The sequence below is a fragment of the Paenibacillus intestini genome, from assembly GCF_030803945.1.
Lineage (GTDB): Bacteria > Bacillota > Bacilli > Paenibacillales > Paenibacillaceae > Paenibacillus > Paenibacillus polysaccharolyticus.
Genome location: NZ_JAURUN010000008.1, coordinates 54,443 through 81,421 on the forward strand (window position 1 = coordinate 54,443; position 26,979 = coordinate 81,421).

A 26,979-nucleotide genomic window follows, 5' to 3' on the forward strand; every position below is an offset into this window, starting at 1 on the left:
AGGGAAAGGGGACGGTCAATTTGTTAATGGTGAAGATGAGGAGTATCCAACGTGGAGTCATTACGCTGATAGGCGTTGTTCTGGTCATTGTACTTACAGCTTGTTCGAGTACTTCGGGAGAAGACGGTACTGGCAAAGTGCAGGTTACAGCAACCACAGGCATGATTGCGGATGTAGCACGAGAGGTGGGCGGAGTATATGTTGAGGTTACCGGATTGATGGGACCGGGAGTAGACCCACATCTGTATAAGGCATCCCAAGGGGATATTCGCAAACTGGAGCAAGCCAAGGTGATTTTCTATAACGGCCTGCATCTGGAAGGAAAAATGACCAGTATCCTGGAGAAAATGTCCAAAAGCAAACAAGTTACCGCAGTTGCCGAAAAAATCCCGGTAGAGGAACTGCATTCCGGTCAAGCGACAGGTGGAACAGAGTATGATCCTCATGTATGGTTTAACGTCAAGCACTGGATGCGTGCAACCGAAGCTGTGCGTGACACGCTGGTGGAAGCAGATCCGGATCATGCGGAACAGTATAAGACGCAGGCAGCAACATACCTGGAGAAGCTACAAGCGCTGGATACGGAAGTTCGGGAAAAAATCGGGCAGATCCCTGAGGAAAGCCGAGTGCTGGTAACAGCACATGATGCATTTGGTTACTTTGGTCAAGCCTATGGCATTAAAGTGATGGGTCTTCAAGGCATCAGTACGGCAGCAGAATATGGCGCCAAAGATGTAAGTGAACTAAGAGATTTTCTCGTGGAAAATCAAATCAAAGCCGTATTTATCGAATCTAGTGTACCTGCTAAAGCGATGGAAGCGATTATTGCTGGGGCAGCTGAGAAGGGCCATACCGTAAAAATTGGTGGCGAACTGTTCTCTGACGCTATGGGGGCTGAGGGAACCGTAGAGGGCACCTACATTGGAATGGTGCGGCACAATGTCGAAACGATCGCGGCGGCTTTGAAATAATATATCATCAGAAGGGAGGAGAACTATGATGATGAAAAATACCAATACAACAAAACAAGCATTAGAAACTATAGATAATAGTCAGCTCGGACAGGAAAAAGCAACGGTCTCTTCGCCTCTTCGTGTGAGGAACCTGGCCGTGGCTTACCACAAAAGGCCGGTGCTCAGCAATGTTTCCTTTGATGTACCTGAAGGGCAACTCATCGGCATTCTTGGACCGAACGGTGCAGGCAAGTCAACGTTGATCAAAGCGGTTCTGGGGCTTGTTCCGAAAATGCACGGTGACATTGAGATCTTTGGAGGATCTTATCGTGAAACCAGGCGGCGTATCGGTTATGTGCCACAGAGGGAGTCCGTAGATTGGGACTTTCCGACACATGCATTAGATGTTGTCATGATGGGAAGATATGGACATCTGGGCTGGTTCCGCCGCCCGGGAAAAAAGGAAAAGGATCTTGCGGCTCAGTGCCTGGAGCAAGTTGGTATGGGGGATTACATGTATCGGCAGATCAGCCAGTTGTCCGGCGGACAGCAACAGCGCGTATTCCTGGCCAGAGCACTGGTACAGGATGCAGACTTGTATTTCATGGATGAACCTTTTGCAGGAGTGGACGCAACGACAGAGAAAGCGATCATCTCCCTGCTAGAGCAATTAAAAAAGCAGGGCAAAACCGTTCTAGTTGTTCACCATGACCTGGCAACGGTAGAGGAATACTTCGATCATGTATTGTTGCTCAACGGACGTTTGGTTGCCGCTGGGCCAACAAGAGAAGTATTTGTACCGGATTTATTACAGGAAACCTACGGAGGTCGCATCGCGATGATCGGCAGCCGAGCGGAGAAAGGCCAGGTGTAGTTATGTGGAATTGGGTTGTTTCTATATTGTCAGACCCGAACACACGCTGGATTTTGCTCGGTTGTCTGCTCCTCGGATTCAGTAGTGGCATTATCGGCTCATTTACCTTTCTTCGTCGTCAAAGTCTGATGGGCGATACATTGGCACACGCGGCATTGCCTGGAATCTGTATTGCGTTTATGTTGACGGAAACGAAGTCGATTGGATTGTTTCTGTTTGGCGCACTCATTGCAGGAATTGTAGCCACTTTCGGTATTTCGTGGATAACCCGGTTTTCACGGATTAAGCAGGATGCGGCAATGGGCATCGTACTGACGGTATTTTTCGGTATCGGTGTCGTGATGCTGACACGTATTCAGCACAGTGCAAGTGGAAGCCAAAGCGGGCTTGACAAGTACCTGTTCGGGCAAGCGGCATCGATGGTACTTACGGATGTGTATGTGATGGGCGGGGTAAGTCTTGTATTACTCATCGCATGCCTAGTCTGGTTCAAGGAATTCAAGCTCGTGAGCTTTGATCCGGGTTTTGCAAGAGGTATGGGATTGCCCGTCGGAGTACTGGAGCAATTCATTCTGCTACTGACGGTTATAGCTGTTGTCGCCGGAATCCAGGCGGTAGGTGTGGTGCTGGTTGCGGCACTGCTAGTGACTCCGGCAGCAGCAGCAAGGTGTTGGACCAATTCGCTTGCGCTGATGGTGTTGCTGGCTGGATTGTTCGGCGCATTAAGCGGTGCCGTAGGAACACTCTTCAGCACGCTTGTCCCTAATCTGCCTACTGGTCCAGTAACTGTGCTTGCGGCTACGGTGCTGTTTGTTGGATCTGCGCTGTTCGCACCAAGGCGAGGGTTACTTGCCCGCAAGTTGCGGAGCATCCAGGCGAAGTCGACTTATATGCGTGAAGAGCAAGCCGCGCTACAGGTGCATGCTGCACAGCCTCAAACACAGAAACAGGGGGAGATGTAGATGGCCACATTTTGGATTATTCTCACCGCAATACTAGTCTCCTCCGCTTGCGCCATTCTTGGTTGCTTCCTGATTTTGAGGCGCATGGCTCTGGTCGGAGATGCGATCAGTCACGCCGTGCTTCCGGGGATTGCAATTGCGTTTCTGTGGAGCGGCTCCAGAGACTCCCTGTGGATGTTGCTGGGTGCAACGGTGTTTGGACTGTTGACGGTGTTCTTCATTCAGACCCTCCAGGCTGGAGGCCTGTCTTCGGATGCTTCGATTGGTATAGTATTTACAGCACTCTTTGCTGTAGGGGTCATCCTGATCAGCCTGAATGCACAGCATATCGATCTGGATCTGGACTGTGTATTGTTCGGTGAGATTGCCTATGTGCAATGGGATACGTTAACGCTGTGGGGAATGGATGTAGGACCTAGAGCGGTCTGGATGCTGGGCATTACGTTACTTGTTATTCTCGTTGTTGTAGGACTGTTCTACAAGCAGTTCAAATTATGCGCGTTTGACCCGGCTTTGGCTGCGGCTTGCGGTATTCCGGTGGTCTTATTTCACTATGCGCTCATGGGACTTGTGTCCATGACGTCCGTTGCCTCTTTTGAAAGTGTAGGCTCTATTCTTGTAGTAGGTATGCTGATTGTACCTGCGGCTGCGGCTTATCTGCTCACGGATCAGCTTGGTAAAATGATTCTTTATGCGGTACTGATCGGTGCAGCTTCTTCTGTCGGTGGTTACCTGATGGCGTACGCGATGGATGCTTCTATTGCAGGTTGCATGGTGGCTGTGGCCGGCATTCTGTTTGTACTTGCGTTACTTCTGTCACCGAAACATGGCATTGTACTTCGTTATGTTCGCCGTAAATATGCCGCACGTTGAACATGATTTCATAAATTTAGATGACCGTCTGCATCGCAGGCGGTTTTTGGCGTTCTGGTTTTTAGGTTACTTTGTTGCATACGCGTGATCTGTGGTAAAATGTCGTTAGCTGTGACGTCCGGGGCGTCCGCCATTTCGCGGATACCGGGCGATCTTGTTGTTTTAGAGGAGAGAGACATACTGGAGGAGGATTTACAACATGAGTGAACTGAAATATAAACTGCTGGCCCTGGATATGGACGGCACGTTGCTGAATGATAATCATGAAATTACACAGGAGACGGCCAAATGGATACAGATTGCTATTCGTCGCGGAGTGCATGTGTGCTTGTCTACAGGAAGAGCCGTATACCACGCCATGCCATATGCGGTGCAACTTGGCCTGGAAACACCCATGGTTACGGTCAACGGTAGCGAGGTCTGGAAAGCTCCACATGAGCTTCACCTGCGCCATCTGATGGACCCGGCGTTAATTCGCAAGATGCATGAGATCGGGGAGAAATATAACAGTTGGTACTGGGCATACTCCGTGGAAGAGCTGTTTAACCGTGATCGCTGGACGGATAATATTGAAGGATTAGAATGGCTGAAATTCGGATTTACCACCGAGGATGATGAGATTCGTCATCAGATTATGATGGAATTGCAAGAACTGGGTGGTCTGCAAATGACCAATTCCTCTCCTGTAAACATTGAGGTAAACCCGGAAAACGTATCCAAAGCTACCGGTGTAGCTGAAGTATGCCAATTGCTAGGCATCGACATGTCCGAGGTAGTTGCTGTTGGCGACAGTCTGAACGATCTGGCTGTCATTGAAGCTGTCGGTCTGGGTGTTGCGATGGGCAACGCACAGGAGCAAGTGAAACAAGCGGCAGATTTAATTATTGGAAGCAACAATGAGGATGGCATTGCACATCTGATTCGTGAACATATTTTGAAGGGGGAGTAACCTTTGCTCGCAACCGTTGGCTGGATTTTAATTGTACTGCTGTTTGCAGTAGGTATGGCAGGTACGGTATATCCGATTCTGCCGGGTGCAATCGCGATTTTCTTCGCGTTTCTGGTCTACGGCTGGTTCTTCAGCTTTGATCCGTTCGGGGTATGGTTCTGGATCATCCAGATTCTAATTGTGGTGGTGCTGTTCGTGGCGGATTATGTGGTGAGTGCTTGGGGAGTCAAAAAGTTCGGCGGTTCTAAGCTGTCTACAACGCTGAGTACCATCGGAGTAATTATTGGCCCGTTTGTGATTCCGGCTTTTGGACTTGTACTGGGGCCATTCATCGGTGCTTTTATCGGAGAACTGATCGGCGGTTCCTCGCCTTCCAAAGCATCGAAAGTTGGGTTTGGCTCTGTCGTCGGGCTGTTTACCAGCACGGTGATGAAAATTATTTTGCAACTTGTGATGATTGTTCTATTTATAATCTGGGTGGTTCGATTCGCCTAGAATATCAGGTTAGCTAGCTAAGGTCCGGAGAGGTCCGGTGTGGGGGAAAGAAGGGGAATCCGTTTTGTCTAAGAAGGAAACATTTATTAAAGGTACGCTCATATTGGCGGCTGCCGCATTGATTGCAAGGGTACTGGGTCTGGTACAACGTGTGCCGCTGGAGCATATCCTCGGGGATATTGGTAACGCATCGTTCACGATCTCCAATACGGTGTATTTAATGCTGTTAACTGTCGCAACGGCGGGCATACCGAGTACGCTGAGTAAAATGGTCTCGGAACGCTACGCGCTCGGACGCGCGGGCGAAGCGCAGCAGATATACCGTGCAGCCTTGATCTTTGCGGCCGTGGCCGGTGTGGTCATGTCTGTTCTGTTATGGTTCGCAGCGCCATTTTATGCCACCCATATTTCCAAAGTGCCGGAATCCGTGAGTGCCATCCGGGCGCTTGCTCCGGCCCTGTTACTCTTCCCGGCGATCGCAATGATGCGTGGTTATTTCCAGGGACGCGGCAATATGACCGCAGGTGGTATCTCGCAGATCGTGGAGCAGTTTGCGCGTGTAGGTGTAGCGATTATTGTGGCCTATGTGATGTTGCAATGGAATTACGATGATCAGACGATTGCAGCCGGGGCATCCTTCGGTGGGGTGTTCGGTAGTATCGGTGCATTTGCGGTGATGCTGTACTTCACATTAAAGCTACGCAAAAGTGACCGTGCGGCACAGCTACATTATGAGCGTGCAGAGCAATTGCCGATGCGCGGAATTTACACTGATATTTTCAAACTTTCAATTCCGATTGTGTTGTCTTCACTTGCTGTTCCGGCAATCAACTTTATCGACTCTTCCCTCGTCGTTCCCCTGCTTAGTGGACGGATCGGTCTGGAAGAAGCTACAGGCGTACTGGCAATTCTGGGTGCCAAAGCCCAGAGTATAGCCGGTATTCCGCCTATTCTCGCCATAGCGCTCAGTCAGTCCCTTGTGCCTGTCATTTCGGCGGCTTTTGCCCGCAAAGATGAGCTACATCTGAAAAATCAGGTAACGCTGGCGCTACGTATTTCCATTCTGACGGGAATGCCGATTGTGATTACCCTGTGTGCAGCGGCTTATTCGGTAAACGGATTGCTCTTCACAACTCCAGATGGCACGCCGATTATTGCATTGCTTACGTTCGGCACTATTTTCCAGATTACAATGATGACAACGAACTCCATGTTGCTCGGGGTTGGGAAACCACGAATCACGATGATTAGTGTAGCGGCAGGAATTATCGTGAAGCTGATTGCGAGTCTTATCCTGGCGCCGATCTTCGGTATTTACGGGATCATCATTGCAACAGCGCTATGTTTCCTAGTCATCACATATCTGAATCTGCGTGTGTTACGTAAAATCGTTGATTTTTCAATTATGGGGGATCGCTGGATTGGATTTATCATTACGGTGCTTCTCGCGGCAGCTGTCGGTTTTGCGGCCAATTGGAGTGGAAACCAGATCTTTGGTGCGTTCCTGCCTGCACGGGTATCTTTCCTGTTAACCTGCATGGTCGTGGGTGTGCTGGTCGTTGTGGTATATCTCGTGCTGATGGTGGTTCTCCGTGTCTTGCGTAAGGACGAGCTGGCTAGTTATCCGCGAATTCTGCAAAAAATTCTCCGTCCGCTTATGCGTCTGCAACGCGGCGCCGGACAACGAGGATAAATTTAGGTAAAAAAGCGCGGTCTGCACTTGTAGCAGACCGCGCTTTTTTATTGTTATTGCATAAGAGGCTGGTTTCCGTGAAAGTGGACGTTATTCCTACTTTGGCCTTACACAGCAGAATCTGCTCGATCTGCTTTAGTGACTTTACGATCCAGTTAAAGCCGTATCGGGACACCGTTTTTTTTCCTGCCAATTAGTGAGTAAGAACTTGTACATCATGAGCGAGTGCTGTTTTTAACATGCCGTACCGATGCTCATGACTCATCTCAAACAGCCAAGGTCTGCGTGGCGCAGTCAGATATCCAAGGCAATCTCGTGTCTCCAGCCAGTCATGTCTTGTAATCGGTTCATATGGTGTGTCCTCCCACACGGCGAGCAACTCAGGAGAATATAGACGTTGACCTTCCGGCAGCCATTCCTCATTCAATAAAGCATCCGTGTACAGGGTATGGTCTGTTGGCCCTTCATGGTGCTTGGTAAACAGGCCTGGCCAATATTCGGCTCGTGAGCCACGATGAGGTATTGTTCGCGCGAAGTCCAGCACCTGCTGAAGCACTTGCTCTACACCAAATAACAGGGCATACAGCCCTTTGCCGAACTGGATACGTTCATTCAATTTGCCAAAATGCTCAATGACCCGTCCGGTAAGTCCACCTCCTTGTGCAAGAGGGAAAACGATGTGGTTCAGCCCGGCCAGATTGTGCAGATGAAAAGCAGGTTTGGAGAGTACTACTTTTTGAAAATAAGGATGTTGTACCACCCGGCTCTCGATATAGTTCTGCTCATTAATAATTAAGGCCACACTCAGTATGGAACTGCAACGTTCGAGCCAAAACCGCTCCCAGAACGGGGTCATAAAAGACGATACGTGAAAATGAGATAACAGATGGAAGCAGCTTCGTCCAAGCCGCCGACTGTGGATATACAGCTGCAATTGAGGATAGGCATCCTGAAAAATAAGGGCATTGCACCGCTCCAGCAAGCGATACATATGCTCACGATCCTTCTGATTTTGCAGATTATGCATCAGGTCACTGTGCAGGTCGGTCATATGATATCCGCCGTTGCGGGATACCATATGCGCCAGTAGCGCCCAATGTAGCTCGGGATACTGCTCGTAGCATTCCAGATAAGCGGCGGTTCGAGTCACATTACTGCGATTCTGCTGCTGCGTTAAGGTTTTGATCTCTTCGAGAATGATGCAATCCTCTTCACACACCAGCGCACGTTGTGCCTGAATGTTGCGTGCAGGAGATGGCTTGCCTGTTGTAGGGATTAACTTCTCCACCTCAGCTTGCAGAGCGGCAGCTGTATCTGCGTTCCAATTCAGGTCACGCAAAGGATGTCTAAGCCTTGCGGACGCATGCCAGGCGGCTTGTTTACCTCGCCATACTTCCAGGGCTGCTCCGGGAATGGAGCGAATGATCTGTACAATGGAGCCTGAATGCTGGTTTTCCGAAGAGTCATTTCTGGTGGAAGTCATGAATGGAACATCCTTTCATGAATATCTGTGTTTGATATGCCAGGACTTGTGGTTATTCTAAGTATGCGCTGAACATTTGACTTCCAATCACCAATTTGCTTCACTTAGAGGGAGACGAGGTACAGAAAGGGAGATGTGACAATGGAACAGATTACATCCAAGCCGGAATTTGATGTGGCGATTCAATCTCCACGTTTGACAGTGGCCGTATTTAAGGCAGACTGGTGCGGGGATTGCAAATACATCGATCCGTTTATGCCTGAGGTGGAAACGAAGTATTCACGTGACTTGACCCTGATTGAAGTGGATGTTGATCAGGTGGGTACAGTAAGTCAGGAGCAAAATATTTTGGGTATTCCAAGTTTTGTAGCTTACACAGATGGACGTGAACTGGTGCGCTACGTGAACAAGCTACGTAAGTCGAGAGAAGAGATTGAGCAGTTTTTGGATCGTGCGGTTGAGGTCTACAATACCATTCACAAGTAAGGCCTAAGTGCATCGCAGGGAATGAATGTCTTCAAGACAGGGTAGACTGTAAGATAGGTATGCAAATACAAGGCTGTCGGTTGAGCCGTCTTCAGGCTTAAGACTGCCTTGTTTTTATTTGGCTTGAGGTGAGTAGCTTAAGGCTACCGAGATGGGTAGGGGCCTACATACATAAATTCGAAATATAATGACCTGCTGGTCAAAATTTTAATAGACGTTAACATTTTGTCACAAAGCGCGGCGTCAATGATGCTTTTATCCGGTATAATGGATTTAGTTGTGAAATTAGTGTCAAAGTACAAAACAAGTGCTGTAATGAGCCTTCTTATGGAAACAACACTAGCAACAATAATGAATCGGCATTGATTATCAAGCGAAGAAACTTCTTCGCCATCTTAAACCAACAGCGGGTGAGAAAAAATTGAAGCACTTAACATTGTTTAAATGGTTAACCGTATTGACCTGTCTCGTTATGTTCCTGGCTACCTTTGGCGGCGGGATCGTGACGAAAACCGAATCGGGCCTTGGCTGCGGAACACAGTGGCCTTTATGTAACGGTAAGCTTGTACCAGCACATACTGTTGCCTCTCTGATTGAATATTCCCACCGTGCTGTCAGCGCACTGGCAGGACTACTGTCCATCGCATCTTTTGTTGCCTTCTTACGCTTTGGCAAACAGCGTCGTGATTTGCAATTGTTCTCGTTTCTAACCCTTTTATTTGTGATTATTCAGGGAATCATGGGCGCTTTCGCCGTTGTGTTCTCGCAATCTTCCGCGGTCATGGCTCTACACTTTGGGTTCGCACTCATTGCTTTTGCCAGTTCATTGATGATGGCTCTCGGGATTAGGCAAGAGGCGAGATATGGCGGTTTGGAACGTCTGAACCAGTATCCGCGCGTTAGTAAGGGATTTCGTAACCTGGTCTGGTTTTCAACCATCTATACGTACCTGGTCGTGTATACAGGCGCATTTGTAAGCCATACGAATTCGGCTGGCGGGTGTTCCGGATTCCCGCTATGTAATGGGCAGATTGTGCCTGAACTTTCTGGCGGGGTAGCTGTGGCCTTTGCCCATCGTCTGGCAGCTGTGTCACTCGTGATCGTAATCGCGATCCTAGGACATTTTGCTTACCGTAAACACCCGGACAACCGTGAATTGCGGACACTCGGTGTGTTATCCGTCGTTTTAATTCTGTTGCAAGTGGTTATCGGTATGTTCATGATGTGGACGATTAATCGCCCGGAAGTTTACATGTTTGTGGCGCTGGCACATATGCTGGATATCGCTATACTGTTCGGTATCTTGACCTATATGAGCTTCCTTGTGTACAAGCTGCACCGCCCGGTGAACCGTTTCTAAACAGCTTATGAATTTAGTGTTTAAAAAAAGTGAGTTTATTACATTGTCCTGAAGCTGCGCTGGGCCATGTTGGAAAGTCCACCATCCGGTGATGTAGATCATTGGAGAGGTGGACTTTTGTTTGATGTCGGAGGTAGCAGGGCAACCTAAATCAAGTTGTAACGATTAACCGAACGTCACATAGCGCTTTAATTCATCTTCAGCTGTTCAACAGCTGTGAAAACATATATATTTTGCATCATCAGTGGAAAGAGGAGGTCTTCTATGCTACGTACGTTACTGGGAGAAAAGCCACGAGTGAATCAAGGGAAACTGAAACAAGCCATGGATACCATGGCGTTTACACTGGAGTCTTTTGAAAAACAGATGTATGTGGATCATGATCCGAACCATGATTATCGGAAGCTGTATGTATGGACACAGGGACTAATCTCTTCGTTGGATGAACTGGAGCAGAGTTATTTTGCCGCCGCACATTTTCGTAAAAAAGTAGTTGCAGGTTCAACGCGCGATATGAGTTCTGCTGAGAAATCTGAGTATGCCCGGTACGTTTATTTTTATAAAGATGCCTTTATTCGGTGCTTCGCGATTCTGGACAAATTGGGTACGGTCTTGAATGAAGTTTTCCAACTAAATACATCCAAAACCAAAGTGCATTTCTCCTATTATACCGTTCTGAGGCAATTCGAATATTATCGGGATCATCATGAGTTGGCGCAGCAATTAATTAAGATTAAGGAAGCGTACCGAGAACCGATGAGCAGATTGCGAAAGCGACGTAATATGGAGATTCATTACATGAATTCGGAAATGCAGGATGATTTGTGGCAGTTACATCAGACGTTGCGTGGCAAAGTGAAGCTGGAGGATCTGGATCAGCATCTTCTCGAGATGCAGCAAGGTGTAGATATGGTCTGTGAAACACTGAATATGGCCTATCGATACATCAATCGAATCTGGCGTAAACAGATTTTGAAACATTAGGTATAGCAATGATTTTAAATAATACTATTTGACAAATCGGAATACTTTGATTATACTGAGTTCCAGATCGAATCTTACATGGAATCGTGTCTTCAATACAGCATTTGATGCAGTTCGGTCATTATACTTGACGAACTACATGAAACTATATAATCCTACAACTTTATATTTCTCTTATCGAGAGTGGCGGAGGGACAGGCCCGATGAAGCCCGGCAACCGATCAACGATGATGACATGAATGGTTATCCTTGTTGATGTTAGGTGCTAATTCCTACAGAATCATGTTGCACATGATTTTGGCAGATGAGAAGGTCATTTCACGTGAAGAGCCATCTTTGTATCTGCAAAGGGCTCTTTTTTTGCGTAGAACGGGGAGTTTTCCCTTCCTTCGGGTAAAGATATATGTAGGTGATGGGGAAGGAGCAGTATTAGTGATTGAATTGGTTGGATTAACCAAAACATATGGCAGACGTGCCAAAACAACGACGGCGTTGTCACACCTTGATCTGAAGATTCAGAAGGGTGAGATTTTTGGAGTTATTGGTCACTCAGGTGCAGGGAAAAGCACATTGATCCGATGTATCAATTTACTTGAGCGCCCGACAGAAGGTGAGGTTTGGGTCGATGGTATTAACCTGACTGAGCTTAGCAAAAGTGAACTACAGCAGCAAAGACGCAAGATTGGTATGATCTTTCAGCATTTTAATCTGCTGTCTTCTGCAACGGTATACGACAATGTGGCTTTCCCTTTAAAACTGGTCAACACACCTAAGGATGCGATTGATCGCAAGGTGAAGGAAATGCTCGCTCTGGTTGGTCTGGAGCAGCATAGCAGCAAATATCCGGCACAGCTGTCTGGCGGACAGAAGCAACGGGTAGGGATAGCGAGAGCTCTGGCAAGTGACCCGAGTGTACTTCTTTGTGATGAGGCAACTTCGGCACTTGATCCGCAAACAACAAATTCGATTCTGAAGTTATTGCTGGATATTAATGAAAAGTATAATCTGACCATTGTGCTGATTACACACGAGATGCATGTCATCCAGAACATTTGCGACCGGGTAGCCGTTATCCATCAAGGTGGCATCGTGGAGCAAGGCCCAGTGACGGAAGTGTTCCTGAAACCGCAACATGCGATCACGCGGGATTTTGTCTCACGTGACAGCGAAGGTGGACTGGCACTGGAGGAAACGGTTATGGCAAATGCAGGGACGGAGTTGCCAGCAGGTGTTTCTTCCAAGTTAGTGAAGGTTTCATTTCTTGGAGATAAAACCTATGAGGCGATTCTGTCGAGAACAGTTCGTAAAACAGGTGTGGATTTCGCTATTCTGCAAGGTACAATCTCTACAATCAAGCAGGTTCCTTACGGTCAACTGACGGTACGTTTTGAAGGTGACTCCGCTGCGATTGAACAGACCTTGTCTGAACTAACTGCAGAAGGACTTGATGTGGAGGTGCTCCGATAATGGATTTTTCCAAAGTACGCTGGGAAGAGGTCGGTACGGCCTCCATTGAAACATTGCAGATTCTTGCTGTATCCGGTTTGTTTACTGTTCTCTTGGGTTTGCCCCTTGGTGTCATTCTGTTTATGACAGGCCGTTCGGCTTCACCTAGTTCAAAGCTAACCTACATCATATTATCTGTTATTGTTAATATTTTACGTTCGGTACCTTTCATCATATTAATTGTTGCTCTTATTCCGTTTACGCGTACGCTGGTGGGCACCGCTACAGGTGTGCTTGGTGTCATTCCACCGCTGGTTATCTCGGCTGCTCCGTATTTTGCACGTCTGGTGGAGAATACTTTACGTGAAGTGGACCGCGGTGTCATTGAAGCAGCTCAGGCAATGGGGGCATCTACAGCTCAGATCGTCAGACGGGTGTTGTTACCTGAGGCTTTACCTGGCTTGCTTGCCGGAATTACAATTACCATCGTTACGTTGGTGTCCTATACGGCCATGGCGGGTATGGTCGGCGGTGGAGGTCTGGGTACACTGGCCATTAACTATGGATACTATCGATATCAGAATGAGATCATGATTATTTCTGTTGTATCCATGATTATACTGGTTCAGCTCTTACAGATGATTGGCGATCGTCTGGTCATTTATTTCACCCGGAAATAACAGATAGATTGAAAAATAAAAATGCGAAGGGGTTTTACAGATGAAAAAATGGTCTATTATTTTACTCAGCTTGATGATGATTGCCGTGCTCGCAGCTTGCGGCAACAACAAGAAATCCGACAGTGGTGCGGATAACGCAGCAGGTGCTCCGCGTACCGTTGAATTGAAAGTCGGTGCTTCGCCTACACCACATGCTGAAATTCTGGAAAGCATCAAACCTGAACTTGAAGCACAAGGCATTCGTTTACAAGTGGTGACGTTTAACGACTATGTGCAACCTAACCAACAGCTGGCAGATAAGAAACTGGACGCAAACTTTTTCCAGCATCAGCCTTATCTTGATACAGAGAACAAAGAGCGCGGATTCAACCTTGTTGCTGTGACTCCAGTCCATGTTGAGCCTTTCGGTGGTTACTCCAAAAAGATTAAATCCCTGGATGAACTGAAAGATGGCGCTAAAGTGGCTATTCCAAACGACCCATCGAATGGTGGACGTGCACTCTTGTTGCTTGCGAAAAAAGGTCTGATCACCCTCAAAGATGATACAAACATCGCATCCACTAAACAGGACATTACCGCGAATCCGAAAAACCTGGAAATCATCGAACTGGATGCAGCCATGATGCCTCGTCAGCTGGATGAAGCCGATCTGGTATTTATCAATGCCAACTATGCACTGGAAGCAAACCTCAATCCATCTAAAGATGCATTGTTGATCGAAGATCTGCAAGGCAACCCATATGCTAACATTCTCGTGTCCCGTGAAGATAACAAAGATGCGGATGCTATCAAAAAACTGGCAGAAGCTCTCCACTCCGAAACGGTGAAAAAATTCATCAAAGAACGTTACCAAGGTGCAGTTGAACCTGCATTTTAAGTTGTTAAAGCGAGCGCATGATCTTAAATAGCTGAAAGCCCCGCACGATCTCTTAAAGAGGCCTGCGGGGCTTTACTATTTCTGAGTTCTGGGCTTCCGCCGAAGTTTTATGAAGATGAATGCAGCAACACACGCAGTAACAATGAAGATCATGCCTTTTTTGATTAGAGTCTGCCGTTCCTCTTTCTTGGTAGCGGCTATGCCATCACCGCCCGGAATAAGATGCATGAGACCAAGCTCTGATTTTTTATCAAGGGAAGCATTATATTCCTGGTATGTATGACCGTTTTTGATTTTAATATTTTGGAGTACCATTTCTTCAAACTGTTTTCGACTTTCTTCAAAATAATAACTTGGAGTTACAAGTATGACGCTAATATACCCTTCACGTGTTAACAAGTTTACTTTATAATATACGACTCCTCCCTGTAGAGGATCTCGCAAACCTATGGAATAGCGTAATTGATGTTTACTTTCTTCATACACAGGCTCAACATCCCAACGTAGCACGGAGGATTGATTTTCTGAGCTCGCTTTCTCATGCTGTCCTTCAGGACTCTGCTTGTAACTTTCCAGGAGTTCATCGGCATCTAATTCATTTTTGTCATGATCGTCGACATTTCCTATGTCGTGGTATTCAAAAATGACGTTCCAATACAACTGCATGTTCATGTTATAAAGAGAGCCAATTTCAGTACCGTTCGGAGGAGGAGGATTTTCTTTCATAAACCTCTTGGTATTTTCTTTATCAAAAAAAACGAGATTTTCCGGTACGTTTACTGAAGCTATATCCTCCAAAGATACTGTTGTAGGGCCACTCTGCCATTCAAATCCATCGGCTGAACCAAAATTTTCTGCAGCAACTTTCATGGTTGAAAATGGAAGCGAGGTAAGGAGAAGCAAGGTGAAGACGAAGGGGATACATAACTTTTTCATTTCATTAATCCTTTCAGACGATGTAAGCAGCAATTTACAACTTAGTATTTCATGCCGTTATTATCATAAGGCACAATGACCTACTGAGATTATCATAGCAATTGAATTTAGATCAAGGCATTTCTGGATATGAAGGTATATTTGCACAGTAAATCAACTGGAACAGATTGTGAAGAGCTACAAGTTGTGAGAGGCGGATAAATCTTTTATACTGGATAAGTGACTGCTCTTTGAAGAGGGGGATGAACGTGAAGGGAAAGATTGCCCTCATAACGGGAAGTGCCAAAGGTCTTGGTAAAATGACAGCCCTCAGTCTGGCGGATCAGGGATGCCACATTGCCCTTAATTATGTGCATAGCGGAACAGAAGCCGAATCGTTGCAAGCTCAGATAATCGCCAAAGGGGTGCGTTGCATTGCCGTTCAGGCGGATATATCCAAAGTAGAAGAGATGCACACACTCGTTACAGAGGTAGAGACACAGCTGGGTCATGTAGATATTCTGGTGAATAATGCTGGTCCATTTGTACGAGAGCGTCGGGTGTTCGCAGATTATTCTGAAGCTGAAGTGCAGATGTTAGTGCAGGGCAACCTGCTCGGGCCAATGATTCTGGATCAGCTTGTTTTGCCGGAAATGCGCCGCAAGCAGTGGGGACGTATTATTCATTTTGGCTTCAGTCACGCGGGTGAAGCAAGATCCTGGCCTCATCGTGCCGTGTATGCTGCTGCCAAGGTAGGTCTGGTTTCGTTTACCAAGACTCTTGCTGTTGAAGAGGCACCTTATGGGATTACGGTCAATATGGTTTGCCCCGGGGATATTCGTGGTGCGAACAAAGAGAAAATGATTGATGAGATTGCGGGCATAACTGATAAAGAAACACCAAGAGGTCGGCCTGGCAGTGGTGAAGATATTGCGCGAGTGATCACGTACCTGTGTCTGGATCATTCGGATTTTATAACAGGTAACATTATGGATGTATCTGGAGGACTTGATCCGATCCGGCCTACTATCTGATGGAATTACAAAAAAAGAGCCTCTCGCTTCTTGCGAAGCGAAAGGCTCTCTGAGGTTTATTTCGTGAAGGATTGATTAGAATACTTGTACAACTTCTTGTACACCCTCAACTTCTTCAAGAAGGGCGCGTTCAATCCCGGCTTTTAAGGTAATGGTGGAGCTTGGGCAACTGCCGCAGGCACCGACCAGTTTCAGCTTAATGATGCCGTCCTCCACATCGACCAGTTCCACGTCACCGCCATCGCGTTGCAGGAACGGACGAAGTTTATCAAGCACATCAGATACCTCATCATACATGGTGCTTTGTGCGTTTTCGCTCATATTGTTCAACTCCTTTCCTTCCTATATTATATTACAAATGACCATAAATTAAAATGGTCAAACAAAGCAGGTGAACTGAAATGAGACCAATTATTGAATTTTGTGCTAACAATATGCATTTTGGCACGGATGAAGTCATGGATCAATTGGATGAAAATCCAGACTATGACGTGATTGAATACGGCTGCCTGACCAATTGTGGTCAATGTTATATGACACCTTTTGCCTTGGTCAATGGTGAAGTCGTAACCACAGATAAAGTAGAAGATCTATATAACGCCATTCTAGCCAAAATAGCCGAAGCGGATGCCTGGGACGCGCTGGATCTCGATTAACCTCAATTAACCGAGATGACGCTTGGACATCCAGAGCACACCGCTTTTCAGAATACGAGGCACTCGTCCCATCATGGACGTTTTGCCCATCAGCCCAAATCCAGCTTTCTTGCCAAGCGCGCCCAGTGTGCCGCGAAGCTTAAGAGGCTGCGGATTGGGCTTTTCGCCTTTCCAGAGGGCATGCTGAATATGAGCGATCTGTTCACCCTGAACCTCCGCAGCCTGACCACTCGGTGCATAAGGTACACTGGCACAGTCACCTACCACGTAAACGTCGGTATAATCCGGAATCTGATAATACTCATTTAATACAACACGACCTTGAGGGTCTTTCGTTACATCGAGGTCTTGAACGACTTTGACTGGTTGAATGCCTGCCGTCCATACAACAGCATCCGTTTGAATCTGTTCATCGCGGTTGTAGATGGCGTTAGGCTCGACTCGCGAGATAGCAATATGTCCTCGTGCTTCAACCTGATGTTCGCCGAACCATTCGTGAACATAAGAGGAGAGACGTTGAGGGAATGCGGATAATACACGTTCACCGCGATCCAGAATACTGATATTCAGATCCGGTCTGCTTTCGCGTAATTCGGCTGCCATCTCAACACCACTTAGGCCACCGCCCACAATGTGAACATGCCCATAAGCTTTTACCTCATTCAGACGCAGGTACGTCTCGCGTGTTTTGCTGAAACTCTGAATGGTACAGCTGTATTCTTCAGCACCAGGTGTATTGTGGAAACGATCCGTACAACCTAGTCCAATCACAAGTTTGTCATATTCAAGCGGTTCCTGACCTTCGAATTCAATCTGACGCTGCTCCAGATTAATGGCTGTAACCTCACCGAAACGATGTGTTACTTTCTCATTTACCGGAAAATGGATACGCAGGTCGTAATCGGATACTGTTCCTGCTGCGAGTGCGTAATATTCGGTCTTTAATCCTTGAAAGGGGCTGCGATCCACCAGTACAATTTGCGTATCTGACGGGATTTTACCTTCCAGAAGTTCCTTGATGATCGTGAGGCCGCCATAACCGCCTCCAAGAATGACGAAATTTTTCATGACTCGGCTTCCTTTCTGCATCAGTCCCATTGCTGGGGCTGTAACCTGCGGAGTAGCTATGTCCTCACATAGCTGCTCCGTGTGTTGTTTTAGTTTAAATAATTTGAATAATTCATAATGAAAAGATGAAAATTTGAAATATGTGATCACAGTTAAGCATCACTCTGATCAAACGTCCCCCCCTGATTGAAGAAAGTATCGTTCTTTGATGAGTGATGCTTCTGCTGCTGTAGCCTTTGCCTAGATCGATGAAACTAATCAGAGCTATTCGTAAACTTGAATTTCATTGTAGAACGTATCACGTTCTACTGGAATACGTCCCGCACCCTTAATAAGCCATATGAGCTCTTTACGTGTAAGGCCTTCAGGTGTGAGAGCACCTGCGGCATGACTAATCCGTTCGCGAACAATCGTACCATGTGCATCTGAAGCACCGAATCCAAGGGCAACTTGAGCCAGCTGTGGACCGATGTTAATGAAGTATGCTTTGATATGATCGATGTTATCCAGCATCAGTCGGCTGATCGCAATTGTTTTGAGATCCTCATAAGCCGAGTTACGACGCATAATGCTTGCGTTTTTACTTTTTGGCTGCATGGAAAGCGGAATAAAGACCATGAATCCGTTGGTCTCGTCTTGCAGTTCACGAATCTGCACCATATGATTGACACGGTCCTCATAGGATTCGATCGATCCATACAACATCGTCGTATGTGTACGCATGCCGAGCTCATGAGCTGTGCGGTGCACCTCAAGATAACGATCCACGTTGGCTTTGTCTACACGCATTTTTTTGCGGTATTCATCCGAGAGAATCTCAGCGCCGCCACCAGTCAGTGTTTTCAGGCCGGCTTTTTGCAACTCCTGCAGAACTTCCTTGATGCTCAGGCCGCTAATGCGGGTGAAGAAATCAATCTCTGCCGCAGTGTAAGCTTTCAGCGTGACATCCGGATATTTTTCGTTTAAAGCACGTAGTGAATCGACATAATATTGAAAAGGAACATGGTTGTTATGTCCACCTACAATATGGAACTCACGCACGCCTGGATGAATATGCTGTTCCACATAGTCGATCATATCCGGACCGGATAACGTATAAGAGCCTTCCTCACCCTGGTCTTTGCGGAAATTACAAAATGCGCAGCGAGCTTCGCATACGTTGGTGAAATAAAGGCTCATGTTCTCAATAAAATAGACTTTCTTGCCGTTCTTCCGCAGATTGGCCTCATTGGCCAGCTGGCCCAAAGTCAGCAGATCATCTGTTTGATACAGATATACGCCGTCTTCTACGCTCAGCCTTACGCCGTTCTGTACTTTCTCAACGATTTCAGCCATTCTTTTGTCGGTGAACGGTGTTACCAATGTAGACATGCTGTTTCCTCCTGTTCTTTACCGGAATTCGAGTTGTGGTGTGTTGAACCAATAAACAGAAATACATAGCAAAGATGCGGTCAACTGCCGCCTTCCTGTGAAAGACTAACTCTTATTACCCGGTGCAGCGTATGCTGCAATCGAAAAGTTTATTTTTTCAAAAGGAGTCAAAGTGACTCTATATGCATTGGGGACTGAGAAACAGTCTCGAAATGTGAAAAAAATTACAACTCCATATATGACCAACATCCGAATATCTCATGACAAAATATTGACATTTTCAGAGTGACCACCTATCCATTATAAACCTCGTGTCGCAGGGGTTCAATACACTGGGAAGAAAAAGGAGTTCAGGGGGAACGCGGAAGCGGGCAAACATGACTTGAGCCCCTTGACGGAGTGGAGTATAATTTGAAGGAAGAGTGATGAAAAGGAGAGTGACCTGGCATGATTAGTATCAGCGAAACGGCTGCAGACCGATTGAAAGAGATGCTTGCACAGCAAGAGACCCCTGGAATGTTCCTGCGTCTTGGCGTAGCACCGGGCGGTTGTACCGGATTTTCGTACGCCATGGGCTTTGACGATAAAGAGTCCGATGAGGATATATATATGGACATTCAGGACATGAAAGTCGTTGTGGAGAAAGAAAATGTGAAATATTTGAATGGACTTGAAATTGATTTTGAAGATTCCGGCATGTCTGGCGGATTCACCATTCACAACCCGAACGCAGTAGCTACATGCGGCTGCGGCTCATCCTTCCGTACACGTGAAGAAGCAGGGGTACCGGATAAAGATTGTTAATCTGCGAATAGTATGGGGTTGAGCGTGTCAATTCATTAAAGCGTTCAAAAAGATACAACGGTTAAGGCACATTTTTCGGCGAAGAGGATTCGCTGGAAGTGTGCTTTTTTGTGCTTTGTGTAGTTAGTTGGATAGGTACTTTAAGCCGCTCTGAAGTGGGGGTGTTGATTACGCATTTGCGATATTGACATTTTGTTCCATGTATAGGTATATTATTTTGTGCAAACGTTTGCAATAATTGAACTTATCATCAACGTATTTGCCGGTGTCATACCCGATAATCGTTGGTTTATAAGAGGTTATTCATTTCTTAAATATGCAAACGTTTGTGCAAAAAAGGCGTTATCTTGCTTGGATCGCTCGAAGATTATTTTAGCAGAGAATCAAAGAATGACAGGATTACAGGAGAGAGGAGGTGCGATAGCAGGCTCATTTTCACATTCAAACAAAAGATTCGTTAGCAAGGTTCTACTGACTTTCAAATGAATTCAAATTCATGGTCCCCACAGGGGCAACAGATAAGGGAGGAAAAACATGAAGCTTGTGCGCAGGCTAGGCGCATTTCTGTTGGCATTATCCATCGTTGTTTCCACACATACCCCAGCAACTTATGCTGAAATCTCCGCTTCCCATGTGTACCATAACCATATGCCGAATTTCTGGGCTTACTACGATATGTCCAAGTATGCTTCCACACCTGTAGGATCACCCATCCGATACACCTATGACGGGCAAGTCATAGAATTGAAAAAGAATCCCCCAGCAGGTTATCCGTATTTTCTGCCTGGTGGTGCACCGATGCCACATGACGATCTGGTCGCTTATTACACGCATCATGCGAAAACAGGAGCCTATCTCAGTTGGCCATGGCAAGTAGCAGGCGATCTCAAAAATAACCATCCAGCCGCAGGCATGCAGGTAACCATGTCAGGCTCCCTACTGAACAATGTAGACAGCTTTATGTATACTAACAATGTAAACGGTTACAATAACAAATCTTGGGGTACTCCTTGGAAGAACGCGTACAACAATCTGAAAACGACCCATGGAGAACGCACGATGGACCTCGTTCATTTTTCCGGGCACCACTCCATGGGGCCACTTGCGGGTAATGAATATTTGCTCAAGGATCTGATATACCAAAATGCAGTCATGGCTCAACCCTTCTTCCTAGGGGACAGCTTCAAATCATCCAAAGGTTTCTTCCCGACCGAGCTTGGCTTCTCGGAACGCATTATTCCCGTGCTAGATCAGCTGGGCATTGAGTGGTCTGTTATCGGCAACAATCACTTTTCACGTACCCTCAAGGATTATCCGTTTTTGAACGATCCTGGCAAGGATACGATGATTTCTCCACCAAATCGAGCCGATCTGCAAAACACCAGTAGTGTTGGTGCGTGGGTGTCTGCACCGATGTTCAATGAAAAACAGGTCGTGTACAACAAATACCCGTTCGCCTCTACACCGCACTGGGTGCGGCACGTGAATCCCGAAACCGGAGCAGAGAAGAAGATTGTTGGTATCCCTGTAGCTCAGGCAGAATCATGGGAAGAAGGCTACCAAGGCTCGGTGAAGGCAGATGCACTCAAACCATTTGAGGGACTAGTGGATCAGAAGCAGTTTTTTGTTATTGCGCATGATGGGGATAATTCTTCAGGCCGTGCAGGTTCTGAGGACACTTGGCGCAATGCAGGCGATGTGACTTATGCACAACCCGGGGTAAAAGGAGAGAGCATTAACGAGTACTTGCGTACGAATACGCCAAAAGCCGACGATGTGGTACATGTGCAGGATGGCTCGTGGATCGATACGCGTGACTCCTCATCCGATCCGACATGGTATCACTGGCGTCTACCTTTCGGCATCTGGAAAGGACAGTTTGATGCGTTCAACAAAGCTACCGGTCTTCAACTGGAGCCCAAAAAGAATCTGGACGGGGTTCAGGAAGGCATGACGGTATCCTTTGAATACGGTTATCACTATCTGGAGCGTAACTTTGCCCTGGAACAGGCAGCGCTCAATTATGCAAAGACAGCCGAACAAATATGGCTGGATGCCAACCCGAACCATTGGAAACCTTCTACAGCACTGGATCGGGAGATCACCTACGAAGGCAATCAGCTGAATCCATGGATGATGGCTTACCCAGTCAAGGGAGATCCGGCAAACAATTATAAGGGTGGGGCGAACCCGGCAGAGCTGAGCTGGTATTTCCTTTTGCCAGCGCTGGATTCCGGTTTTGGATACTATGATGAAAATGTGGATGACGGTGTGAAGCCGACACTATCATTTAATCAGTCTTTGTTTTTCTCCAAGCCATACGTTAATGGTCAGCTAGCTAAGGATCGCACAGGTCCATCGGTATGGTGGCCGCAGCGTTATCCGTATAATCCAGGGAGTGCCAATGTCAGTAAGGCAGAGGGATGGACGCTTCATTATTTTGACAATACGTTTGGCATCTACACCTACGCTTATGATGTGAGCGGGATTCGTGATATCAAAGTGAAAGTACGGACTCATCGGGATAAGCAGGCGGATGCAAAGGATAACACTTTCCGTGTGTATGATCCGGCAGCGCTCAAAGCCAAAGGTGTGTCCAACATTGATCCTTCAAAAGTGAGCCCATGGCAGGAATATCCGATGACCAAGCGTGATTTGAAGCCGGACATCAACGGGGTGGCTTGGCAACCAAGCAGTACGGACATGTTCAAACGTGTACCGGCTCAAGAAATCGGGGATATGTATTATACCTATTTCAACGATTTCAGGGATCAACTGGTTGATTATTATATCGAGGCTACGGACGGAAACGGCAATGTGACTCGCAGTGAGATTCAGACGGTATATGTAGGTACGGGAAAATACAAAAAGGATGCTTCCGGTAAAATCGTGGAAGACTCAAACGGAACAATCCAGGGCATACACCCGTTCCTAGTGGTGGATCAGACGCCGCCTTCCGCTCCAACCGAGGTGAAGTCCACACGTGTAACGGATCGCAGTGTCACTCTTCAATGGACAGCAGCTACGGACAATGTTGGTGTCGATGGTTATGATATCTATCGGAATGGCACCAAAGTGGGCAGTTCCCAGACGACGGAGTATACAGATACCGGACTTGAACCTGCCAAAACCTACACGTACAGCATTAAAGCCAGGGATAAGGCCAATAACATATCTGATGCCAGTCAAACTTTACAAGTGCAGACACTCGTTGCAGATACTGAGCCACCAACAGCACCGACGAACGTTGTGGTTAAAGAGTCTACTTCATCCACTGTAACTGTGGACTGGGTAGCAAGTCAGGATAATTACGGAGTTGCGAGATACGACATCTATCGTGATGGAAGTAAAGTTGGAGAAGCAACCCGACTGACGTATACCGATTCTTCTCTCGCTCCCGCAACCAATTATGTATACACCATCAAAGCCGTCGATGCGGCAGGAAATGTCTCGGCCGTCAGTGAGTCAGTCACGGTAAAGACCAAAGAAGGCAATGTGGTCACCATATATTACAAACAGGGTTACACCAATCCATATATTCATTATCGTCCGACAGGTGGAACCTGGACGACGGCTCCGGGTGTAAAAATGACGGCAGCTGAAATGCCAGGATACATGAAAATGACCGTGAATTTAGGCACTGCTACCGGACTTGAAGCGGTTTTCAACAATGGCAGCGGTACGTGGGACAACAACGGTGGAAAGAACTATCAGTTCCCTTTAGGGGTGAGCACCTATAATGCAGGGGTCATCACTCAAGGTGGGCCACAAGTAGATACGGCTCCGCCTAGCGTACCCACAAATCTGACAGTCACCTCAAAAGCTTCCGATCGTGTATCCCTTGCTTGGAGTCCATCAACAGATAATACAGGTGTAACCGGATACGAAATATTTCGGGATGGCGTCAACATTGGCACAAGCACAACAACTGCGTATACGGATACAGGTTTGAACGCTGCAACAGCTCATGCTTACTATGTTGTAGCTTATGATGCAGCGCAGAACAAATCGGCAGCGAGTGCGGAAGTCCGTGTGACGACCGATACTGCACCAAAGAGCAATAGTGTCACGCTCTACTATAAGCAGGGATACGCGCAGCCTAACATTCATTACCGTCCCGCAGGAGGGACATGGACGACACCTCCAGGTGTTCCAATCCCAGTATCAGACCTGCCAGGGTATAACAAAATTACAATTGATGTAGGTACATCGACCGGACTGGAGGCCGTTTTCAACAACGGAAGTGGTACTTGGGATAACAACGGGGGTCGCAATTATGTATTTCCTCTTGGGGTAAGCACTTATCATGCTGGTGTCATCACATCAGGAGCCCCAGCGGGAGCAACATTTTCAAGTAATGGTGACAGCCCAGTGACATCTTTGCCAGTAGAATTTATCCATGCTTCCCTTGGAGATTGGGACGTAGGAGCGCCTAAGTTGATGGTGTGAAGAAGAAAGGAAAGAAGCCTTGTTTATTGAGAACAAGGCTTCTTATTATGGCATTAAGAATATTGGCAGGAGGATATTCATCTGTTTATTTTTAGTGCAAGGATCAACTGTATTCATTGTTATCTAATGAACTTCATTCCAGCTCCACATCTTTCGAGGATGTATGGTTAAAAGATAAAAGAAAACGTATTGACAAGATAAGTTGTAACATTTATAGTTACATTATGAATTAGGGAAACAACCTTAACATAATAGTTAGTAAAAAAACGATACTGAAGGAGAGATTGACGATGAAAATTGCAATTATTGGTGCAACAGGTAAAGCGGGAAGTACTATTTTGAAAGAAGCGGTAGACCGCGGGCACGAAGTAACAGCGATTGTGCGAAATGCATCCAAATTAGAAGACAAAAGCCTGAATGTATTGGAAAAAGACGTATTTGATCTGACGGCTTCAGATGTTCAGGCCTTTGATGTGGTTGTGAATGCGTTTGGTGCACCAGCAGGCAAAGAAAACCTGCACGTGGAAGCTGGACAAGCCCTGATCAACATTTTGAAAGATGCTCCTAACACTCGTCTGATCGTTGTGGGTGGTGCGGGGAGCTTGTTCACGGACGAGTCCAAAACGCTGCGTGTTGTCGATTCCCCTGGATTCCCTGATGCGTACAAAGCAACAGCATCCAACCAAGGAAAGAACCTGCAAGACTTACAAGCATCTTCCGGCATTCAATGGACATTCCTTAGCCCGGCTGGTTTCTTCAATCCGGAAGGCGTACGTACTGGAAAATACCAGTCCGGCAACGATGTAATTATGGTAAACAGTGAAGGCAACAGCTACATCAGCTATGCCGATTACGCGATTGCGCTTGTGGATGAAATTGAGAACCCGCAGCATAAAAATGAACGCTTTACTGTAGTTGGCGAAGCGAAGTAATAATTAGATATGTTTGTAGGATAAACTAAAAACAAACGGACACTTGCTTGGATAAGCGAGTGTCCGTTTTTGTTGATGTAAAATTAATTATGATCTATCAGATGTTATCTATGATTGGGCTCATTATTGACGCTTTGGCATCTTGCTCTCATCCATGTACAGCAGATTCCAGCGATGACCATCCAAATCCGCAAACCCTGCACCATACATCCAACCGTCCGTCTCTCCTGGCTTGCCAAAGATGCCTCCTCCGGCACGCTCTACATTCTGAATAAAGGAGTCGACTGCTTCTCTGCTATCAGCACCAATGGAGATGATAACCTCTGCGCTATGCGAAGTGTCCACAGCTCTGGCTCCGGTAAATTTCTCGAAAGTTGCATAAGGAAAAAGCATAATTGTAGTTTGGCCTATGGAGATCATGGCTCTCTCGCTACCAACGTTCGTCGTTTTAAATCCTATTGCATTAAAAAAAGAAGTTGCCTTTTCTACATCTTTGACCGGCAAGTTAAACCAGATATCTTGTGACATCGTCATGGCCCCCATAGAGAAAGAATTTATCTTATTATACGCTATTATGAAGAGAAGCAATGCACTTCAATGAAACTGTGTGTTTAGACTGCTATGTATATTGTTACAAAATTGTATTTTTATAAGTATTTCTTTACTTATGTAAGGAACGAGGCGTATAATCCGTTGAGACATCAGAGATTAAATAGAGACACAGACAGAGAACATAAAGAGAGGTATGTTTCATGAATAGCGGATTAATTAATGCCATTATTGCGTATGTTATGTGGGGAATCCTCCCACTTTATTGGAAGCTGTTTAACAACGTGCCGGCTGGTGAGATTTTGTCACATCGGGTGGTGTGGTCATTTGTATTTATGGGGATTCTAGTAGCTATCCAGCGCCGCTGGAGTGATGTAAAACGAATCTGGACCAGCCGCTCAACTTTACTGTCGCTCACGGCTAGTGGACTGTTGATTGCGATCAACTGGCTGATTTTCATCTGGGCTGTGAACAACGGTCATGTGGTGGAGACTAGTCTTGGTTATTATCTGAACCCTTTGCTGAATGTGCTGCTTGCCGTCGTTTTCCTTCATGAGAAACCGAACCGGGGGCAATGGCTGGCCATTGCTATTGCAGCGATTGCTGTGCTGATTATTACGATCGACTACGGACGTTTCCCGTGGATCTCCATTTCACTGGCTGCATCCTTTGGTTTATATGGTCTGGCTAAGAAAAAGATCAAGCAAGATGCGTCAGTAGGCTTGCTGTCAGAGACGGCAGTTGTCCTGCCTGTTGCATTAGGTTACTGGATTTATCTTGGCATTGTGGGTAAAACAACGGCCTGGACATTGCCAGCGCCAATGTTTTTTGAATTGTTGCTTTCCGGCGTTGTAACCGCATTGCCGCTGCTGTTTTTTGCACGTGCAGCTGCCCGCATGTCGCTGTCCACGCTCGGATTTGTGCAATACATCGGTCCAACGATTATGTTGGTCCTGAGCATATTTGTGTTTAAGGAAACTGTTTCTCCTGTGTTGCTGGTTGGTTTCGCCTTCATTTGGGTAGCACTTATCGTCTATGCTATTGCTTCGATGCGTGCTACAAAACTGGCGAAGTCCGTCTAGAAAC

Annotated in this window: 25 protein-coding genes and 1 riboswitch; of the genes, 19 read left to right on the forward strand and 6 right to left on the reverse strand. The window is 46.6% G+C overall.

What is annotated here, in order from left to right; all coding sequences use genetic code 11:
* Positions 1 to 26 precede the first annotated feature (26 nt).
* The 7 genes from J2T16_RS19905 (at position 27) to J2T16_RS19935 (ending at position 6,799) form a co-directional block, all read left to right on the forward strand.
* Positions 27 to 971 carry a metal ABC transporter solute-binding protein, Zn/Mn family gene (locus J2T16_RS19905; RefSeq protein ID WP_499019103.1) on the forward strand — a complete coding sequence of 315 codons (945 nt, stop codon included), beginning with the start codon at positions 27 to 29 and terminating at the stop codon, positions 969 to 971.
* A 31-nt stretch (positions 972 to 1,002) separates the two neighbouring features.
* Positions 1,003 to 1,827 (forward strand): metal ABC transporter ATP-binding protein, encoded by an 825-nt coding sequence (locus tag J2T16_RS19910; RefSeq protein WP_499019104.1) that lies wholly within the window; start codon positions 1,003 to 1,005, stop codon positions 1,825 to 1,827.
* A gap of 2 nt (positions 1,828 to 1,829) precedes the next feature.
* Positions 1,830 to 2,789 carry a metal ABC transporter permease gene (locus tag J2T16_RS19915; protein WP_154891077.1) on the forward strand — a complete coding sequence of 320 codons (960 nt, stop codon included), beginning with the start codon at positions 1,830 to 1,832 and terminating at the stop codon, positions 2,787 to 2,789.
* A complete protein-coding gene (locus tag J2T16_RS19920; protein WP_090919579.1) occupies positions 2,790 to 3,662 on the forward strand; it encodes a metal ABC transporter permease in 873 nt (290 codons plus the stop codon).
* A gap of 199 nt (positions 3,663 to 3,861) precedes the next feature.
* Positions 3,862 to 4,611, forward strand: a complete 750-nt coding sequence (locus J2T16_RS19925) for a Cof-type HAD-IIB family hydrolase (protein ID WP_499019105.1) — start codon at positions 3,862 to 3,864, stop codon at positions 4,609 to 4,611.
* A gap of 3 nt (positions 4,612 to 4,614) precedes the next feature.
* The gene (locus J2T16_RS19930; protein ID WP_487344847.1) at positions 4,615 to 5,106 is read left to right on the forward strand and encodes a DUF456 domain-containing protein; all 492 of its coding nucleotides are present in this window, start codon (positions 4,615 to 4,617) and stop codon (positions 5,104 to 5,106) included.
* A gap of 64 nt (positions 5,107 to 5,170) precedes the next feature.
* Positions 5,171 to 6,799 (forward strand): putative polysaccharide biosynthesis protein, encoded by a 1,629-nt coding sequence (locus tag J2T16_RS19935; RefSeq protein WP_221789970.1) that lies wholly within the window; start codon positions 5,171 to 5,173, stop codon positions 6,797 to 6,799.
* Between the two features lie 193 nt (positions 6,800 to 6,992).
* On the opposite strand, the gene J2T16_RS19940 is transcribed toward J2T16_RS19935, so the two are convergent.
* Entirely contained in the window at positions 6,993 to 8,282 is a 1,290-nt protein-coding gene (locus J2T16_RS19940; protein WP_499019106.1) for a DUF2515 family protein, read from the reverse strand.
* A 141-nt stretch (positions 8,283 to 8,423) separates the two neighbouring features.
* Between J2T16_RS19940 and J2T16_RS19945 the strand changes: the two genes are divergently transcribed.
* The 6 genes from J2T16_RS19945 (at position 8,424) to J2T16_RS19970 (ending at position 14,115) form a co-directional block, all read left to right on the forward strand.
* Positions 8,424 to 8,768 carry a thioredoxin family protein gene (locus tag J2T16_RS19945; protein ID WP_090919572.1) on the forward strand — a complete coding sequence of 115 codons (345 nt, stop codon included), beginning with the start codon at positions 8,424 to 8,426 and terminating at the stop codon, positions 8,766 to 8,768.
* Positions 8,769 to 9,240: 472 nt separating this feature from the next.
* Complete coding sequence (locus tag J2T16_RS19950) at positions 9,241 to 10,128, forward strand: COX15/CtaA family protein (RefSeq protein ID WP_090919796.1); 888 nt, start codon at positions 9,241 to 9,243, stop codon at positions 10,126 to 10,128.
* Between the two features lie 264 nt (positions 10,129 to 10,392).
* Positions 10,393 to 11,112: a Cthe_2314 family HEPN domain-containing protein gene (locus J2T16_RS19955; protein WP_154959695.1), complete on the forward strand. Its 720-nt coding sequence runs from the start codon at positions 10,393 to 10,395 to the stop codon at positions 11,110 to 11,112.
* 171 nt (positions 11,113 to 11,283) lie between these two features.
* A riboswitch (SAM riboswitch) is annotated at positions 11,284 to 11,423 on the forward strand.
* A gap of 121 nt (positions 11,424 to 11,544) precedes the next feature.
* A complete protein-coding gene (locus tag J2T16_RS19960; RefSeq protein WP_221789967.1) occupies positions 11,545 to 12,579 on the forward strand; it encodes a methionine ABC transporter ATP-binding protein in 1,035 nt (344 codons plus the stop codon).
* Positions 12,579 to 13,238, forward strand: a complete 660-nt coding sequence (locus J2T16_RS19965) for a methionine ABC transporter permease (RefSeq protein ID WP_090919566.1) — start codon at positions 12,579 to 12,581, stop codon at positions 13,236 to 13,238. Before J2T16_RS19960 ends, J2T16_RS19965 begins: the two co-directional genes overlap by 1 nt.
* Before the next feature lie 40 nt (positions 13,239 to 13,278).
* Positions 13,279 to 14,115, forward strand: a complete 837-nt coding sequence (locus J2T16_RS19970) for a MetQ/NlpA family ABC transporter substrate-binding protein (protein ID WP_090919563.1) — start codon at positions 13,279 to 13,281, stop codon at positions 14,113 to 14,115.
* Between the two features lie 75 nt (positions 14,116 to 14,190).
* Here the strand turns inward: J2T16_RS19970 and J2T16_RS19975 are convergent, their stop codons facing one another.
* Positions 14,191 to 15,051, reverse strand: a complete 861-nt coding sequence (locus tag J2T16_RS19975) for a DUF2167 domain-containing protein (RefSeq protein ID WP_336121912.1) — start codon at positions 15,049 to 15,051, stop codon at positions 14,191 to 14,193.
* Positions 15,052 to 15,299: 248 nt separating this feature from the next.
* Here J2T16_RS19975 and J2T16_RS19980 point away from each other — a divergent pair, with 248 nt between their 5' ends.
* Positions 15,300 to 16,064 carry an SDR family oxidoreductase gene (locus J2T16_RS19980; RefSeq protein ID WP_499019107.1) on the forward strand — a complete coding sequence of 255 codons (765 nt, stop codon included), beginning with the start codon at positions 15,300 to 15,302 and terminating at the stop codon, positions 16,062 to 16,064.
* 75 nt (positions 16,065 to 16,139) lie between these two features.
* Here J2T16_RS19980 and J2T16_RS19985 read toward each other — a convergent pair whose 3' ends face one another.
* Positions 16,140 to 16,385 (reverse strand): NifU family protein, encoded by a 246-nt coding sequence (locus J2T16_RS19985; RefSeq protein ID WP_053783253.1) that lies wholly within the window; start codon positions 16,383 to 16,385, stop codon positions 16,140 to 16,142.
* Between the two features lie 80 nt (positions 16,386 to 16,465).
* Between J2T16_RS19985 and J2T16_RS19990 the strand changes: the two genes are divergently transcribed.
* A complete protein-coding gene (locus J2T16_RS19990; protein WP_090919554.1) occupies positions 16,466 to 16,720 on the forward strand; it encodes a YuzB family protein in 255 nt (84 codons plus the stop codon).
* 6 nt (positions 16,721 to 16,726) lie between these two features.
* On the opposite strand, the gene J2T16_RS19995 is transcribed toward J2T16_RS19990, so the two are convergent.
* Positions 16,727 to 17,788: an NAD(P)/FAD-dependent oxidoreductase gene (locus tag J2T16_RS19995; RefSeq protein WP_221789964.1), complete on the reverse strand. Its 1,062-nt coding sequence runs from the start codon at positions 17,786 to 17,788 to the stop codon at positions 16,727 to 16,729.
* Between the two features lie 264 nt (positions 17,789 to 18,052).
* The gene (gene mqnE, locus J2T16_RS20000; protein ID WP_221789963.1) at positions 18,053 to 19,159 is read right to left on the reverse strand and encodes an aminofutalosine synthase MqnE; all 1,107 of its coding nucleotides are present in this window, start codon (positions 19,157 to 19,159) and stop codon (positions 18,053 to 18,055) included.
* Positions 19,160 to 19,606: 447 nt separating this feature from the next.
* On the opposite strand from mqnE, the gene J2T16_RS20005 reads away from it, so the two are divergent.
* From J2T16_RS20005 to J2T16_RS20015, 3 genes are all read left to right on the forward strand, one after another.
* Positions 19,607 to 19,963: a HesB/IscA family protein gene (locus J2T16_RS20005; RefSeq protein WP_090919545.1), complete on the forward strand. Its 357-nt coding sequence runs from the start codon at positions 19,607 to 19,609 to the stop codon at positions 19,961 to 19,963.
* Positions 19,964 to 20,497: 534 nt separating this feature from the next.
* On the forward strand, positions 20,498 to 24,412 hold the full coding sequence (locus tag J2T16_RS20010) for a carbohydrate binding domain-containing protein (protein WP_336121914.1): 3,915 nt from the start codon (positions 20,498 to 20,500) through the stop codon (positions 24,410 to 24,412).
* A gap of 290 nt (positions 24,413 to 24,702) precedes the next feature.
* A complete protein-coding gene (locus tag J2T16_RS20015; RefSeq protein ID WP_090919539.1) occupies positions 24,703 to 25,344 on the forward strand; it encodes an NAD(P)-dependent oxidoreductase in 642 nt (213 codons plus the stop codon).
* Positions 25,345 to 25,467: 123 nt separating this feature from the next.
* Here J2T16_RS20015 and J2T16_RS20020 read toward each other — a convergent pair whose 3' ends face one another.
* Positions 25,468 to 25,872, reverse strand: coding sequence for a VOC family protein (locus J2T16_RS20020; RefSeq protein WP_154891067.1), 405 nt, complete (start codon positions 25,870 to 25,872; stop codon positions 25,468 to 25,470).
* A 224-nt stretch (positions 25,873 to 26,096) separates the two neighbouring features.
* On the opposite strand from J2T16_RS20020, the gene rarD reads away from it, so the two are divergent.
* The gene (gene rarD / locus J2T16_RS20025) at positions 26,097 to 26,975 is read left to right on the forward strand and encodes an EamA family transporter RarD (protein WP_154891066.1); all 879 of its coding nucleotides are present in this window, start codon (positions 26,097 to 26,099) and stop codon (positions 26,973 to 26,975) included.
* Positions 26,976 to 26,979 lie beyond the last annotated feature (4 nt).